Raw genomic sequence first — 15,514 nt, 5'->3', positions numbered from 1 at the left:
GTTCGCGTCGGTTCGCGGCGGCCCGTCGGTTCGCATCGGTTCGCGCCTACCTGTGGTGGCCCGCGGCGGTTCGCGGCGGCCCGTCGGTTCGCATCGGTTCGCGCCTGCCCCGCACCCGCGTCTGCGGCGGCCCCCGATTCGAACCCGTACGCGGCGGTCCGCCGGTCCACACCTGCCTGCGGTGGCCCACGGCGGCTCGCCGGTCCGCATCTGGCCGCGTCGGTCCGCATCTGCCCGCGGCGGTCCGCTTCCCCGGTCCGCACCCGTCCCCGGCGGCCCGCGCCGGTCCCGGCGGCCCACCGATTCGCGACGGCCCGCCGGTCCACGTCGGGCCAACCGTGCGCCACCACACTTTCGGCCCAACGGCTGCCTCACACCTCACTTTCGCCACAGCCGTCCCACAAGCACCTCGCCACCTGCACTTTCAACACTTCACTCGAACGGATGAGCGACCAACCCTCTGGAAATTGTCGTACCCTCGAACTACTGTTCGACAAGCAGGAAGGCCGAACACCAGTTCGAGGGGAAGCTCATGACGATCGCACCGTTCCACCCCACCGGCGTCGCGGTCCCGCCGGTCCAGACGTTGCCGCCCGGGCGGTGGCACGGCCGGATCTGGGTCTCCGACGAGCCACTCGCGCGGCCCCAGCGATACCTCGAGTGCGTCGCGGAATTCGGCCGGTCCGGGTTGTGGCCGGTGCTGGTCCCGTTCGACCAGCGGTTCGCCGCGCGGGGTGAGGACTGGCTCGACGACCGGGGCCGGCTCGCGCCCGCCGGGCACCGCGTCGGTTCCGTGGATCCCGAGGCCGTCCTCGCGCGATGGTGGGACGCATCTTGTTGCGACGGTGCCTGCCTGCGCCCGTTCGGCGCCCAGTTCCCCGGCCTCGCCCGGCGTTCGCACCGCCGATGCGATCCGCTCGCCGAGGCCGGCAACACCGGCACCGTGCTCGCCGGGCGCTCGCCACATCGGCTCGGTCTGGTCCAGGCCGAGCGGCCGGCCGACCTCCCCGCGCTGATCGGCTGGACAGGCATGATCAAGTCCACCGACCGGGTCGCCGAACTGTCCGCCGTGCTCCGCAGCTGGGAGGACCGCTTCGGTGCCACGCTCGTCACGCTCGGTTTCGATGCACTCGAGCTGTCCGTCTCCGCCCCGCCGCGCACGCAGGCCCGCGCGCTCACCGTCGCAGCCGAGCACCGCGCGTTCAGTTTGCCGACCTACCTCGCCCAGCCCGGCAACCTGCGGGAGTACGCGAGCACTCTGGTCCACACCCGGCGCTGGCGGTTCTCGTGGGCGTGAGCACGCGGGCCGGTGAGCCGAAGTCATGAGACGGACGTCCGCGCGGCTGGGACAGCCGTCCCAAGCTCTGGTTCGACTGTCCGGAACCCGGCCGCGCGGTCGCGTTTACCGCAACCGTCCGCGCGGGAAAACCCGCCGGGGGAAGGCGGTGGTCGCGATCGCGGACATACGGGTCGGCACATCCGGATGGCGTTACCCACCGTGGCGCAAGCAGTTCTACCCCGAGGGCCTGGCGCAGCGACGCGAGCTGGAATACCTGTCGCGGCGGCTGAACTCCGTGGAGATCAACGGCTCGTTCTATTCACTCCAAGCACCGGGGAGTTACCGCGCGTGGCACGACGAAACTCCCTCCGGGTTTCTGTTCGCGGTCAAGGGCGGGCGGTTCATCACGCACCTCAAGCAGCTGCGTGACGTCGAAACCGCGCTCGCGAACTTCTACGCCTCCGGGGTGCTCGCGCTCGGGGACAAGCTCGGGCCGTTCCTGTGGCAACTGCCCGCGCGGCTCGCGTTCGACCCGGACCGGGTCGCCACGTTTCTCGCCGGCCTGCCCCGCACCACCACGGAAGCGGCCGCCCTCGGTGCGGGCCACGACGACAAGCTGAAACACGCGCCCTTCCTGGACCCCGGCACGGAACGCCCGCTCCGGCACGCTCTCGAGGTGCGGCACCCGAGTTTCGTCACCGGCGAAGCCCTCGCACTCCTGCGCGAACACCGGGTCGCACTCGTCACCGCGGACACCGCCGGCCGGTGGCCCTACCGAGAGGACCAGACCACCGACTTCAGCTACGTCCGCCTGCACGGCGCCACCGAACTGTACGCAAGCGGGTACCCGGAGTCCGAACTACGCGACTGGGCAGCGAAAATCACCGAGTGGCACGACCGAGGTCACCGCGCCGTCCACGTGTACTTCGACAACGACATCAAAGCCGAAGCACCGCACAACGCACACACACTCACCCGTCTGCTCGATCTCGCGGTCCCCGAAAGAGGTGAACCCCGCACACAGTGAGCGCACAGTGAGCGGCATCCGGTTGGCTAGGGGTAGCGGTGCAGGTGGTCTGCCTGTCGTCGCTGGGGGTCGGCAGGCAGATCACCGCACCGGACCCACCCCGAGACCACCACCCGACTGCGAACGCCACCCGCACCCCGCGGCGGGAGACGCACCCTCCCACCAGCCGCACGCGTGGCCCGTCCATGCTGGGGTGGCCGGTGGGGCGAGGCCGTTCCCAGCACCCGCCGACGCCGCCCGACCATCCGGGCTCGCGACGCCCGCCGCCCGGATCACGGGCACCGAACCGCACCCCGGAATCCGAGGTCGGACGCCGACCTCCAGACTCCGGAGGTCGGACGCCGGACTCCGGAGGTCGGACGCCGGACTCCGGAGGTCGGACGCCGGACTCCGGAGGTCGGAGGTCGGAGGTCGGTGCCTCCCGATGCCCACAACCCGCTATCAGGTGCCTGACACCCGGCGCCTACCCCGCTATCCGGTGCCTGACACCCGGCGCCTCCAGGCCGCTACCCGATGCTTGCCACCCGGTGTCCCCAAACCCACTCGACACCGCCAGCCGGAGTCCGGCGTCAGTCGCACGCCATCCGGCATTCGGTCTTTCAGCCACACCCTGCGTCCGCCACCTGGCGTGCCCACACCACCCGGCGCACCCACACACACGCCACCAGCACCGCCCACCGGCACCGGCACCGGCACCACCCGACCATTCGGGCGCACCCGACCCCACCCTCAGGCAACCGGCTCACCCCGCGTACTCAGCCCAGCCAAGGAACCCGCGCCGGAGAGATCGGCCTCAGCCGCCCACCAAGGTGGCCAGTTTCGCTCGTACGGTGTCCGCGTCCGGGTGGGACAGGGTGGTCAGCAGGCGGACCGAGCGCAGCCAGCAATCGCGGGCGGCGGCGGGGCGGCCTTGGCTCAGGTGGGCGCTTCCGAGGTCCGACAGGACGTCCGCGGCCTCGTACTCCTCGTCCATCGCGAAGAACATGTCCACTGCCTCGGACATGCACTCGATACCCTCCGTGTGCCGGCCCAGCCCCAGCAGCGCCCTGGCGCGCGTGGTGAGCGCGAAGCGGCCGATGCGCGGGTTTTCCGGCGGAACGAGCGACAGCGCTTCCTCCGCCAGCGACAGAGCTTGCGGATGGTCACCCATCGTCGCGCACAGGTCGCCCAGGGCGCGCAATACGTTCGTCTCGAAGCCGTCCAGGCGCAGTTCGCGGGCGATCTCCAGGGCGCGCATGCCATGCCGATACGCGGCGGGGAAGTCCTCCAGGTCGTGTGCGCTTTGCGAGAGGTTGTAACGAGCCCGTGCCTCGCCTCGCAGGGACCCGAGTTCCTGTTGCACGGCAAGGGCTTCTTCCAGATGACGCCGCGCCGACGGGTAGTCGCGGACGACCGCGTCGATCACGCCCAGTCCATTGAGGATCGCCGCTTCCCCAGCGCGATCGCCGGAGTCGCGGGTCGCACGCAGGGCCACCTCGTGCACCGCACGCCACTCGTCGACCCGGCCGCGGCCGGCGAAATAGGTGAAGAGCAGCCACGCCACCTTCCAGCAATGCGCGTACTGCTGGATCCGGAACGACCAGTTCACCACCGAAACCAGGTTCTCGTGCTCCGCGGAGAACCAGGCAAGACCCTCGTGATAGTCAGCGAATTCCAGACCACCACGCAGATCCTCGATCCCCAGGCTGTCCTGGAACCGGTCCGGCCGCATCGCCCAGGCCGCGTTCCGCGCGGTCACCAGGTACCAGTCGAGCAGCCGTCCGCACGCGGCGGCGCGCTCCTCGGCACTGTCCACTTGGTACGACAGTTCGAACGCGTACTCCCGGATCAAGTCGTGGAACCGGTACTGCCCCGGCTTCGGCTGGGCGAGCAGATGCGCGGAGACGAGCGCGCCCAGCGCCTCCCGGGTCTCCTTGCCCGTCCGGCCCGCGAGCACGACGGCAGTGTCCACATCGAACACCGGAACCACCGGCAACCCCAGCAGCCGCAACAGTCTGGCTGCGGGTGCCGGCAAAGCCCGGTACGAACAGGAGAACACCACACGGATGTTCGTCTCGTCCCCGTCCCCCAGGTCGAACGTGCCGAGGCGGCCGTGTTCCGCCGGCAGGGCAGCGACGAACTCATCCAGCGGAAGGTCCGGGAACTGCGCCAGCCGCACGGCGAGGATCCGGATCGCCAGCGGCAACCCGCCGCAGTACCGCACGAACCGCTCCGCCGCGGCCGGATCCGCTCTCACCCGCTCGACACCGACTGCCGACGCGAGCAGCTCCACCGCTTCTTCGTCGTCCAATTCGGACAGTGCGATGCGCCGGACACCGTGCGTGGCGGCGAGACCGCGCAGCTGCAGCCGGCTGGTGGCCACGACAAGGCAGCCCGGTCCTGGCACCAGCGGACGCACCTGCTCCGAGCTGTTCGCGTTGTCCAGCACCACGATCAGCCGCCGGCCCGCGGTGTGCGTGCGCCAGGTCGCCGCCCGCTCGTCGAGACCGCACGGAATCCGGTCGGCGGGCACCCCGAGCGCGGTGAGCATCGCCTCCAGGGCCGCGAGCGGATCCAGCGGATCACCGGCACCGAAACCACGCAGATCCAGAAACACCTGACCGCCGGAGAACCGGTCCGCGATCTGGTGTGCGAAGTGCACGGACAGCGTCGTCTTCCCCTGCCCGCCAAGGCCTTCCACCGAGGCAATCGGAGTGGACGTACCTTCGTCGAGCGCCTCGGGCACCAACGCGCGCAACGTCTTCAACGCCGCGGTCCGCCCGGCGAACGCACGAAGGTCCGCCGGCAGCTGGTGGGGCACCTGCGGTTCGACCGCCGGCCGGTAGCGCGTGGCATCGTCCCCGCCCAGTACGAGCCGGTGAGCACGCTGCAGTCCGGCGCCGGGATCGAGGCCCAGCTCCTCGGCCAGCACGGCGCTGATCCGCTGGTAGGTGTCCAGCGCCTCGGCCTGCCGCCCGGCGCGGAACAGGGCGAGCATCAACTGCTCGTGCGGGCGTTCGCGCAACGGATGTTCCCTGGTCAGCCGGCTCAGCTCCGGCACGATCGCGTCGTACTCGCCGACCGACAGCAGCGCTTCGGCCCACTGTTCGCGCACCCGCGCGCGCTCCTCGGCGAGCTGGCCCGCTTCCTCCCGGTGCAAGGCGTCCGATTCGACGTTCTGCAGTGCCGGCCCGCGCCATTCGGCCAGCGCGTCCTCGAACAACTCGGCCGCCCGCCGGTGTTCACCACGCTCGGCGGCCGCGCGGCCCCGTCCGGTGAACTGCCGGAAACGCAGCAGGTCCACCGCGTTTTCGTCGACTTCGAGCAGGTATCCGCCACGCTCGGTGCGGATCGAGACGCCCTCACCGAGCGCGCGGCGCAACCGCAGCACGTACGTCTGCAAAGCGCCCTTCGAACGACGCTGGTCGTCGGTCCACAGCCAGTGGCTCAGCAGGTCGACCGAGACGAGCCGGTTGGCCCGCAGCAGGAGCCCGGTGAGCACGATCAGCGGGCGGCTGCCGCCCAGCGGCACCACCTGGTCGCCGGCCAGCACCTCGGCCGGGCCGAGCACCCGGAAGTCCATTGGTTCCATTGTGAATGTCCGACGACCCGGACGGCACCCGGGTTCCCCGCCGCGATGGCATGATCGGCAGTCATGCAGGTCTACGCGCTGCCGCTGCGCAACCGATTCCGGGACATCACCGTGCGTGAGGGCGTGCTGCTCCACGGGCCCGCCGGATGGGGAGAATTCTGCCCGTTCGCGGACTACTCGGACACCGAGAGCGTGCCCTGGCTCGCCGCCGCCGTCGAAGCGAGCGACCGGGGTTGGCCGGCCCCGGTCCGGGACCGGATCGAGGTGAACACGACAGTCCCGATCGTGGCGCCCGAACGTGCCCACGAGCTGGTGCTCGCCTCCGGCTGCCGCACGGCGAAGGTCAAAGTCGCGGACAAGCGCGCCACGCTCGCCGAGGACTGCGCCCGCCTGGCGGCGGTCCGCGAAGCGCTCGGCCCGTCCGGCGCGATCCGGGTGGACGCGAACGCGGCCTGGGACGTGGACACCGCCGTGCACGCCCTCGGCGAACTGGACCGGGCGGCCGGCGGCCTGGAATACGCCGAGCAGCCCTGCCCCACGATCGACGACCTCGCCGCCGTCCGCCGCCGGGTTTCCGTGCGCATCGCGGCCGACGAGTCGATCCGGCGGGCCGAAGACCCGCTGAAAGTGGCCGTCGCCGGAGCGGCCGACGTCGCCGTGCTCAAGGTCGCGCCGCTGGGCGGGGTGCGCCGCGCCCTCGAGGTCGCCGAAGCGTGCGGGCTGCCGTGCGTGGTGTCTTCGGCGGTGGAGACCAGTGTGGGGCTGGCGGCCGGGCTGGCCCTCGCGGGCGCCTTGCCGCGGCTCGATTTCGCCTGCGGTCTCGGCACAATGTCGTTGCTGCAGGGGGATGTCAGCACGACCACGCTGTCTCCTGTGGACGGTTACCTCCCGGTGCTGACCCAGGCGCCGGAGCCGGACGCGTACGCCCCGTTCGCCGCGTCTCCCGAGGTGCGGCAGGCTTGGCAGGACCGGCTGGCGCGGGTACGAGCCGAGTTCCGCCGAGCGCCGCGGTGACCACCGGGCAGGCCAGAGCAGCAGACCGCCCCTGACGGGTTCCGCGACCTCAGCCGAACCAGCGCTGGGTGACCGCGGCGTATGTCCCGTCCTCCCGGATCGCGCGCAGCCATCCGTTCACGTAGTCCAGCAGTGGCCCGGGATTTCGCGGCAGCAGGTAGGCCTTCTCGTCGTCGGTGAACGGATGGTCCGGGTGCACTGCGCACAGCTGCGGATGCTGCCGGGCCTGCCAGCGCGTCTCGGACGCGTCGGTGATCATCAGGTCGGCCCGACCGGCGAGCAGCTCACCGAAGATCGTGTTGTTGTCCGGATACGGCACGACAGTGGCTCGCCGCAGCTGCGTGCGCACGTACTTTTCGTTGGTACCACCAGGATTGACCACGACGCGAACCTCCGGGCGATCGATCTGCTCCGGCGTCCCGAATCGTGCCACGTCCGCGCAGCGCGTGATCGGCGTCTTGCCGTCGCGTTGGTAGGACGTGCTGTAGGTGGCCAGCCGCGCCCGCTCCGCCGTGACCGAGATCCCGCCCATCGCGAGGTCACAGCGGCTTCCGACGTCGTGGGCGAGCTGCGCCCAGGTGGTCTGGACCAGGGTGGGCCGGACTCCGAGCCGGTGCGCGAGGTCGCCGGCCAGGTCGACGTCGATACCGCTCCACCGTCCGGCCGGATCGCGGTAGGTGAACGGCCGGTAATCCCCGGTACTGCACACGCGCAGTTCGCCGCGGGCGAGCACGGCGGCGGGCCGGCCGGGTTCGCCGCGCCCGGTCGCGGACGCCGCCGCGACACCGAACACGGCCAGCAGCACGACCACGAGCGCGACGATCTTCATCCGGTCATCTTCCCCGGCAAGCGCCCCGCGTCCAAGGGCTTTCCCGGGGTCTTTCAGGGTTGCCGGACCAGGGCCTTCTCCGGGCCGTTCCCGGATGTGGCCGGGGTGGTCCGGGGCGCAGGATTACCGGCATGACGAACCCGACGGACACCACCTACCAGCCGCAGACCAAGAAGCTCCACCGCAGCCGGACCGACCGGATGATCACCGGGGTCTGCGGCGGATGGGCCGACTACCTCGGCGTGGACCCGGCGATGGTCCGCATCGCCACGGTCGCCGCCACCGTGCTTTCCGCCGGGGTGATGATCCCGGTGTACCTCGCCGCCGTCTTCCTGACCCCCGAGGCCGGGGCCTGAGCCCCGGCCGGCCCCGGACGCGGAGGGGGCGACCGGGCCCGGCCGGGGAACCGGGGGCGGCAGGGAACCGGAGCGACGGGGAACCGGAGGCACAGTGAGCCGGGACGCGGGGAGACCCGGAGCGGCAGTGAGCCGGGACAGCAGGGAAACCCAGGGCAACAGTGAGCCGAGCGCACGGAACCGGGGCGGCGGGAGCCGGAACGACGTGGAACCGGCGGCACTGTGAGCCGGGGCGGGAGGGAAATTCGGGGCAGCAGTGAGCCGAGGCGCGGGAACCCGGGGCGGTGGAATACGTCTTCCCGGACATGAGTCCTCGATTGCCGGCAACGGCCTCGGTCGCGTTCGCGAGGATCGGGGTCTGTCTGCTCGGCGGGCTGCTGATCCTCGCGGCCGGCTGGGCGTCGCTGCTTTTCCTGGGCGTCAGCGCGACATGCTCGGACGACGGGGATTCGAGCGGTTGCGTCGGTGCCGTGCTGGCGGTGACGATCCCGATCGCGGTGGTCCTGCCGACGGCAATGGCCGCGATCGTGGTCGTCTGCCGCACACGGCAGCCCGCGGTGGCCTGGCGCAGGGGGCTCGGACTGCTCGCGGCGGGGGTGCTGACGACGATGCTGCTCTCGCAGCGGCGGGCTCTGACTTCGTGAACGGGCGAAACCCAGCCAGGGGAACGGGCGGCGCGAGAACGGGCGGTCGAGCGACCGGCGAGGCCGGGCGGGCCGGAAAGGGGAGCCCGGAAACCGACAGTGCGGGACCAGGCGACCAAGAACGGGCGGGGTAGAACGGGGAGCCCAGAAACGGACGGCGTGGCAACAGGCGACCAAGAACGGACGGCTGTTGCCCCACGCAGCCCGGGAAAGGGCGGCGCGGCAACACGCAAGCCCAAGAAAGGGCGACGCGCAGCAACACCCAGCCCAAGAACGGGCGGCCCGGCAATACGCGAGCCCGAGAAAGGGCGACGCGCAGCAACACCCAGCCCAAGAACGGGCGGCCCGGCAATACGCGAGCCCGAGAAAGGGCGAAGCCCGGCCCACCGGAGGGTGGACCGGGCTTCGCCGGGTAGTGCAGCCGAACTCAGAAGTCCATGCCACCCATGCCGCCGGTCGGGTCGCCGGCCGGAGCGGCCGAGGCCTTCTCCGGCTTGTCGGCGACGACCGCCTCGGTGGTCAGGAACAGCGCCGCGATGGACGCGGCGTTCTGCAGCGCGGAACGGGTGACCTTGGTCGGGTCCGGCACGCCGGCCGCGAGCAGGTCCTCGTACTCGCCGGTGGCGGCGTTCAGGCCGTGGCCCTGCGGCAGGCCCTTGACCTTCTCCGCCACGACGCCGCCCTCGAGGCCGGCGTTGACCGCGATCTGCTTGAGCGGGGCCTCGACGGCAACCTTGACGATGTTGGCGCCGGTGGCCTCGTCACCGGTCAGCTTCAGGCCCGCGAACGCGGCCTCGGCAGCCTGGATCAGGGCCACGCCACCGCCGGCGACGATGCCCTCTTCCACAGCGGCCTTGGCGTTGCGCACCGCGTCCTCGATGCGGTGCTTGCGCTCCTTCAGCTCGACCTCGGTCGCGGCGCCGGCCTTGATGACGGCCACGCCGCCGGCCAGCTTCGCGAGCCGCTCCTGCAGCTTCTCCCGGTCGTAGTCGGAGTCCGAGTTCTCGATCTCCGCGCGGATCTGGTTGACCCGGCCCTGGATCTGGTCCGCGTCGCCGGCACCCTCGACGATGGTGGTCTCGTCCTTGGTGATGACGGCCTTGCGGGCCCGGCCCAGCCACGACAGGTCGGCCTTGTCCAGGCTGAGGCCGACCTCTTCCGAGATGACCTGGCCACCGGTCAGGATCGCGATGTCCTGCAGGATGGCCTTGCGGCGGTCACCGAAGCCAGGGGCCTTGACGGCCACGGACTTGAAGGTGCCGCGGATCTTGTTGACGACCAGGGTGGCCAGGGCCTCGCCCTCGACGTCCTCGGCGATGATCAGCAGCGGCTTGCCGGACTGGATGACCTTCTCCAGCAGCGGCAGCACGTCCTTGACGTTGGAGATCTTGGAACCGAACAGCAGGACGTACGGGTCCTCCAGCTCGGACTCCTGACGCTCCGGGTCGGTGACGAAGTAGCCGGAGATGTAGCCCTTGTCGAAGCGCATACCCTCGGTCAGCTCGAGCTCGAGCCCGAAGGTGTTCGACTCCTCGACGGTGACGACGCCTTCCTTGCCGACCTTGTCCAGCGCCTCGGCGATCAGCTCACCGATGGTGCGGTCCGCGGCCGAGATCGAGGCGGTGGCAGCGATCTGCTCCTTGGTCTCGATCTGCACGGCGGCCTTGTGCAGCTGCTCGGTGATGGCCTCGACGGCGGACTCGATGCCGCGCTTGAGGCCGATCGGGTCGGCACCCGCGGCGACGTTGCGCAGGCCCTCGCGCACGAGCGCCTGGGCGAGCACGGTGGCGGTGGTGGTGCCGTCACCCGCGACGTCGTCGGTCTTCTTGGCAACTTCCTTGACGAGCTCGGCCCCGATCTTCTCCCAGGGGTCCTCGAGCTCGATCTCCTTGGCGATGGAGACACCGTCGTTGGTGATCGTCGGCGCGCCCCACTTCTTTTCGAGCACGACGTTCCGGCCCCGCGGGCCGAGGGTCACCTTGACGGCTTCGGCGAGGGTGTTCAAGCCGCGCTCAAGACCGCGGCGGGCGTCCTCGTCGAACGCGATCAGTTTGGCCATTGCGGTGTGGTCCTCCGGTATTGGGCGCCACCGCCGCGCTGTGCTTCGAGTATCTCAGCAGCGGCGGCAGCAGGACTCTTCCTCGGCCAGGCTCGGTGCCCGCGACGGACGACTGACCGGGTGGATCAGCCTCACCGTCCCGACCTTCAGGCGGGCGATCGGTGACCGCCTGCCTGGCACTCGACGGCGTCGAGTGCCAATACCGTGTTTAGCACTCCCCGGGGGCGAGTGCAAGAAGCGCAGGTCAGCGGCTCGGCTGGATCGGAATCGACGAGGGCGGTGGCTGCCGCGAGGACGACGGCCCTGGCGTCTGTGAACCGCCGGGACCGACCGGGATGTTCGGCGCGGTCGAAGTGGGGGTGTCGCTGCCACTGTCCCCGTCGTTCCCGCCGAACAGCAGGATCCCGCCGACGACGAGCCCGGCCACCACGACGACACCGAGCACGATCCACAGCCAGGTGAGCTTGCCGCTCTTGGCCGCGGGCTGGAACGCTGCGGCCCCGGTGACCGGTGACGGCGGACGCAGCCGCATCGGATCGCCGTAGGCCGGGTTCTGGTTCGGGTAGCCGTAGCCGGGCGGTGGAACCGGCTGGCCCGGGTAGCCGTAGCCGGGCTGCGGCTGGCCGGGGTAACCGGACGGGTTCTGCCGCGCCGGGTAGCCGGGCGCGGGCGGGGCGCCGTATCCGCCGAGGCCGGGAGCCACGGGCTGGCCGGGACTGCCGGGCGCGGGGTAGCCGCCAGGCTGCATGGGCATGCCGGGGTGCGTGGAAGTGCCGGGCAGACCGGGAGCGCCTTGGTACCCCGAAGGGGCGGCGTTGTTCGGACCACCTGGCGGGACCGGACCACTCTGCTGGACCGGTCCGCCTTGCTGGACCGGGCCGCCTTGCTGAGTCGGTCCGCCCGGCTGGGCCGGGCCACCGGACTGAACGGAACCAGCGGACTGAACGGGCCCACCCGGCTGCCCCGGCCCACCCGGCTGGCCCGAACCACCTGGCGCGGCGAAACCGGCGGCGACCGGCGGGCCGCCCGCGGGCTCGACCGGTGGGTGCTGCCCGGCGGGGCCGGGCGGGGTGTCCGAGCCGGCGAGCGGGCCGAGGGCGACGCGGGCCGCCGCGATCATCGCCACGCAGTTCGGGTAGCGGTCGGTCGGGTTCTTGGCCATGCCCTTGCGGATGACCTCGTCCACGGCGGGCGGCAGGGCCACGGCGCGGGACACCGACGGGGGTTCTCCGCCGAGATGGCCCTTGATGACCGTCGGCACGTCGCCGCGGAACGGCGGGTTTCCGGTCAGGCAGGCGAAAAGCACGCAGGTGAGCGCGTACTGGTCGGTGCGCCCGTCGAGCGGCTCGCCGCGCAGGTGCTCGGGGGCGGCGTAGGTGGGCGAGCCCAGGAAGTCACCGCCGCGGGTGCGGTGGCCGGTCGCGCCACGGCGGGTCAGGCCGAAGTCGGCGACGTACACGTGCTCGCGGGAGGTCTCGCGGCTGGTGACCAGCACGTTGGCCGGTTTCACGTCGAGGTGCACCAGTCCGTGGTTGTGCAGGGTGTCCAGTGCGTCGGCCACCTGGTCGAGCAGCGTCAGCGCACGCGACGGCGCGATCGGACCGCCGGAGACCAGGCCGGCGAGGTCGCCGCCGTCGACCATCCGCATGGCGATGTAGAGCATCCCGTCGAGCTCGCCGAAGTCGTACAAAGGCACGACGTTGGCGTGGTCGATCGCGGAGGTGTTGCGGGCCTCGTCGACGAAGCGTTCGCGGAACTCGGCGTCCGTGCCGAGGTGGTCCCCGATGACCTTCAGCGCCACCTTGCGGCCGAGCCGCACGTCGGTGGCCTGGTAGGTCACGCTCATGCCGCCCTTGCCGAGCACCGAGTCGATGCGGTAATTGCCCAGCCGCCGACCGGTGAGGTCCCCCGACACATCGCCTGTCACGCAGCGCAGCTTAACGCGCCGGTATCCGCTGCCACTGGCGGTTCGCCCAACCGGTCAGCAGGGTTGCCTCAGGACACCTTGCGGACGTCCGCGGCCTGGCTGCGGCCGTCGCGGCCGGACTGGACCTCGAACTCCACCCGGTCGCCTTCGTCGAGCGTGCGGAAACCCTCGGCCTGGATGGCCGAATAATGCACGAACACGTCCGGCCCTTCGGGGGATTCGATGAATCCGTAGCCCTTTTCCGAGTTGAACCACTTGACGGTGCCGACAGCCACGGCGCCCTCCCTCGAAACAACGATCCGCTGATCTTCCAGCGGTGCGGAAGTGCAGCTCACGCTACCGGAATCAGCGCACTCGGCAATGGGCAATCCGGCAGATTCCCCCTACCCCTTCGGGACCCGCCTGCTGCGTGCCTGGACCAGAACGGTGCCCGGACCGGCGAAGTCGAGGACCAGTCCTTCGCCGGTGCGCAGGGACTGCGGACCGCTCGGGTCGACCGCGCGCAGCCGGACCTGCAGGGTGTCCGGATACGCCAGCACGTACTCCGGCCGCACGGTCACCACCTCGCGCGGCGAAAGCGTGAACGAATCCACCGGACCGGGTGTGGTCAGCACGAGCGGCCCGGTGCCGCTGTAGTGCTCGAGGAACCCGGAGTCCGAGCCGAAGAGCTGCTGCAGCGGCGCCCATGCCGGGTCGTGGCGCACCGAGCCGGGCCGCGCGAGGACCGCTTCGCGGTGCACCGACCACCCGGTGCCGCCGGTCAGTTCGAGCGGGTAGACGTCGCCGGGACCGCTCGGGGCGAGGTCCACCCAGCCGCCGCCGGACGGCGCGGTGAACACCGTCCGGCCGGTCTTGCGTCCGCCGCGGGCCGGCGCGGACTCGACCACGCCGAAGCTGCTCGCCAGCATCGTCTCGGTGGCCGACTGCACGGCCTCTCCCGGCGCCAGCATGACCCTGGCCACGCCGAACCCGGGAGTGTGTCTGGTGTGCACCCGCATGTCAGCGTGCGGGGAGCGCCGTGACGAGCCGGCTCGCCAGCGGGGACGGATTGCGCGTCCGGGGGTGCACCGTGCCCGGCCCGGTGGAGTCGGACACGAGTCCCTCCCCGGCCCCGGCGGACTGGGCCGCGCCCTTCGCGACCTCGCGCGCCTGCCGCCGCACGCTGCCGGCAATGGCGGGCGACGGCTGCTGCCGAACCTGGACCTGCATGCGAACTCCCAGTACTCCCCGACTGTGCCGGGAGAGTGTTGCACGAGCGGGTGAGGGAGGCAGGATGGTCCAGGTGATCTCCGTCGACGCCTACCGGGAGATCGTGACCGACCTGCTCGGTCACGCCCCCGTCACGACTGTTCCGCTCGCCGAGGCCGCCGGGCTCGTGCTGGCCCGCGACGTCTTCGCCGGGGTGGCGCTGCCACCGTTCGACAACTCGGCGATGGACGGTTACGCGGTCCGCGCCGCCGACCTCGCCGGAGCGCCGGTGACCCTGCCGGTCGCCGACGACATCCCAGCCGGGCGCGTGGACATCAAGCCGCTGGCGCCGGGCACCGTGCACCGGATCATGACCGGGGCGCCGATGCCACCCGGCGCGGACGCGGTGGTGATGGTGGAACACACCGACGGTGGCACGGCCGACGTCCGGATCGACCGTGCCGCGACGGCGAACGACCACGTGCGCCGTACCGGCGAGGACGTGGAGAAGGGCAGCCTCGCGCTGCACGCGGGCACCGTGCTCGGGCATGCACAGCTGGGGCTCGCCGCGGCGATCGGGCTCGCCGAGCTGCCGGTGTACCAGCCGCTTTCGGTCCTCGTCGTGTCCACCGGGACCGAGCTGGTGACCGCGCCGGATCCGTTGCGGCACGGGCAGATCTACGAGTCCAACAGCGTGATGCTGGCCGCCGCGCTGCGGGAGCTCGGATGCCGGGTGGAGGTCGTGCGCAGTGTGGTCGACGACGTCGAGGAGTTCCGCGGGATCGTCGAGCCGAAGCTCGCCGGGGCCGATCTGCTGGTCACCTCGGGCGGGGTCTCCGCCGGCGCGTACGAGGTGGTCAAGGACGCGCTGACCGCACGCGGGGTCGAGTTCCGCAAGATCGCCATGCAGCCGGGCGGACCGCAGGGCAACGGCCGGTGGAACGGCGTGCCCGTGGTGACGCTGCCGGGGAACCCGGTGAGCGTGCTGGTGTCGTTCGAGGCGTTCCTGCGCCCGGCGCTGCGCACGGCGATGGGGCACTCCGGACCCGGTCGCCGCCACGTCCGCGCGCGGCTGACCGAGGACCTGTCCTCGCCGCCGGGCCGTCGGCAGTACCGCCGCGGTTTCTACCTCCAGGCCGAAGGCGAGGTGACCGGTGTCGTCGGCCCCCGTGGCGGGCCCGGTTCCCACCTGCTCGCCGCGTTCACCCAGGCCAACTGCCTGATCGTGCTGCCGGAGGACGTCAGCGAGGCCGCCGAGGGCGACGAGGTCGACGTCCTGCTGCTCTAGGCTCGGGGCATGGGCATCATCCTGTGGATCGTCTTCGGCGCGCTGGTCGGCTGGCTCGCGAACCTCGTGGTCGGCGGGCGGGAACGGCGCCGGCAGGGCTGCCTGGTCAGCGTGCTCGTCGGGGTGCTCGGCGCGGCGCTCGGCGGGTTCGTCTACCGGCTGGCCACCGGCGAACAGCGGCAGTTCGACTTCGACTTCCCCAGCTTCGGCGTCGCGATCCTCGGCGCGATCGTGCTGCTGCTGGTGTTGCGGCTGGTCAGCGCGGTGGCAGGCGGGCACCGCGACCGTGACCGCCGGTGATCATCTCCCGACGATCTGTCATAACGGGCGCA

14 protein-coding genes are annotated in these 15,514 nt (G+C 71.3%); 7 read left to right on the top strand and 7 right to left on the bottom strand.

The features are described 5' to 3' along the window. Positions 1-532 precede the first annotated feature (532 nt). Together BJY18_RS26895 and BJY18_RS26890 are read left to right on the top strand one after the other, a co-directional pair. Positions 533-1,297: a DUF4253 domain-containing protein gene (locus BJY18_RS26895; RefSeq protein WP_184782720.1), complete on the top strand. Its 765-nt coding sequence runs from the start codon at positions 533-535 to the stop codon at positions 1,295-1,297. Positions 1,298-1,322: 25 nt separating this feature from the next. After that, on the top strand, positions 1,323-2,306 hold the full coding sequence (locus tag BJY18_RS26890) for a DUF72 domain-containing protein (protein WP_221457977.1): 984 nt from the start codon (positions 1,323-1,325) through the stop codon (positions 2,304-2,306). 793 nt (positions 2,307-3,099) lie between these two features. Here BJY18_RS26890 and BJY18_RS26885 read toward each other — a convergent pair. After that, positions 3,100-5,868, bottom strand: coding sequence for an AfsR/SARP family transcriptional regulator (locus tag BJY18_RS26885; RefSeq protein ID WP_246458984.1), 2,769 nt, complete (start codon positions 5,866-5,868; stop codon positions 3,100-3,102). A gap of 72 nt (positions 5,869-5,940) precedes the next feature. Here BJY18_RS26885 and BJY18_RS26880 point away from each other — a divergent pair, with 72 nt between their 5' ends. Beyond that, positions 5,941-6,891 carry an o-succinylbenzoate synthase gene (locus tag BJY18_RS26880; RefSeq protein ID WP_184782718.1) on the top strand — a complete coding sequence of 317 codons (951 nt, stop codon included), beginning with the start codon at positions 5,941-5,943 and terminating at the stop codon, positions 6,889-6,891. Between the two features lie 49 nt (positions 6,892-6,940). On the opposite strand, the gene BJY18_RS26875 is transcribed toward BJY18_RS26880, so the two are convergent. Further along, positions 6,941-7,720 carry a transporter substrate-binding domain-containing protein gene (locus tag BJY18_RS26875; RefSeq protein ID WP_184782717.1) on the bottom strand — a complete coding sequence of 260 codons (780 nt, stop codon included), beginning with the start codon at positions 7,718-7,720 and terminating at the stop codon, positions 6,941-6,943. Between the two features lie 131 nt (positions 7,721-7,851). Between BJY18_RS26875 and BJY18_RS26870 the strand changes: the two genes are divergently transcribed. Then, complete coding sequence (locus tag BJY18_RS26870; RefSeq protein WP_184782716.1) at positions 7,852-8,076, top strand: PspC domain-containing protein; 225 nt, start codon at positions 7,852-7,854, stop codon at positions 8,074-8,076. Between the two features lie 305 nt (positions 8,077-8,381). Beyond that, positions 8,382-8,720, top strand: coding sequence for a hypothetical protein (locus tag BJY18_RS26865; RefSeq protein WP_184782715.1), 339 nt, complete (start codon positions 8,382-8,384; stop codon positions 8,718-8,720). A gap of 427 nt (positions 8,721-9,147) precedes the next feature. Here BJY18_RS26865 and groL read toward each other — a convergent pair whose 3' ends face one another. The 5 genes from groL to BJY18_RS26840 all read right to left on the bottom strand — a co-directional run bounded on the left by groL (position 9,148) and on the right by BJY18_RS26840 (position 13,915). Beyond that, a complete protein-coding gene (gene groL, locus BJY18_RS26860) occupies positions 9,148-10,779 on the bottom strand; it encodes a chaperonin GroEL (RefSeq protein WP_184782714.1) in 1,632 nt (543 codons plus the stop codon). A 244-nt stretch (positions 10,780-11,023) separates the two neighbouring features. Next, positions 11,024-12,706, bottom strand: a complete 1,683-nt coding sequence (locus tag BJY18_RS26855; RefSeq protein ID WP_184782713.1) for a serine/threonine-protein kinase — start codon at positions 12,704-12,706, stop codon at positions 11,024-11,026. A gap of 68 nt (positions 12,707-12,774) precedes the next feature. Next, the gene (locus BJY18_RS26850; protein ID WP_184782712.1) at positions 12,775-12,981 is read right to left on the bottom strand and encodes a cold-shock protein; all 207 of its coding nucleotides are present in this window, start codon (positions 12,979-12,981) and stop codon (positions 12,775-12,777) included. Positions 12,982-13,089: 108 nt separating this feature from the next. Then, on the bottom strand, positions 13,090-13,704 hold the full coding sequence (locus BJY18_RS26845; protein WP_184782711.1) for an AIM24 family protein: 615 nt from the start codon (positions 13,702-13,704) through the stop codon (positions 13,090-13,092). A gap of 1 nt (position 13,705) precedes the next feature. Continuing rightward, positions 13,706-13,915 (bottom strand): hypothetical protein, encoded by a 210-nt coding sequence (locus BJY18_RS26840; RefSeq protein ID WP_184782710.1) that lies wholly within the window; start codon positions 13,913-13,915, stop codon positions 13,706-13,708. Between the two features lie 73 nt (positions 13,916-13,988). On the opposite strand from BJY18_RS26840, the gene moeA reads away from it, so the two are divergent. Both moeA and BJY18_RS26830 read left to right on the top strand, forming a co-directional pair. Next, positions 13,989-15,182 (top strand): molybdopterin molybdotransferase MoeA, encoded by a 1,194-nt coding sequence (gene moeA, locus BJY18_RS26835; RefSeq protein WP_184784861.1) that lies wholly within the window; start codon positions 13,989-13,991, stop codon positions 15,180-15,182. A gap of 9 nt (positions 15,183-15,191) precedes the next feature. After that, positions 15,192-15,482, top strand: coding sequence for a GlsB/YeaQ/YmgE family stress response membrane protein (locus BJY18_RS26830; RefSeq protein ID WP_184782709.1), 291 nt, complete (start codon positions 15,192-15,194; stop codon positions 15,480-15,482). The last annotated feature ends 32 nt before the right edge of the window (positions 15,483-15,514 follow it).

It is taken from the genome of Amycolatopsis jiangsuensis, from assembly GCF_014204865.1.
GTDB classification, from domain to species: domain Bacteria; phylum Actinomycetota; class Actinomycetes; order Mycobacteriales; family Pseudonocardiaceae; genus Amycolatopsis; species Amycolatopsis jiangsuensis.
The sequence above is the reverse complement of the archived record's forward strand: the minus strand, read 5'-3'. Positions and strand labels throughout refer to the sequence as shown.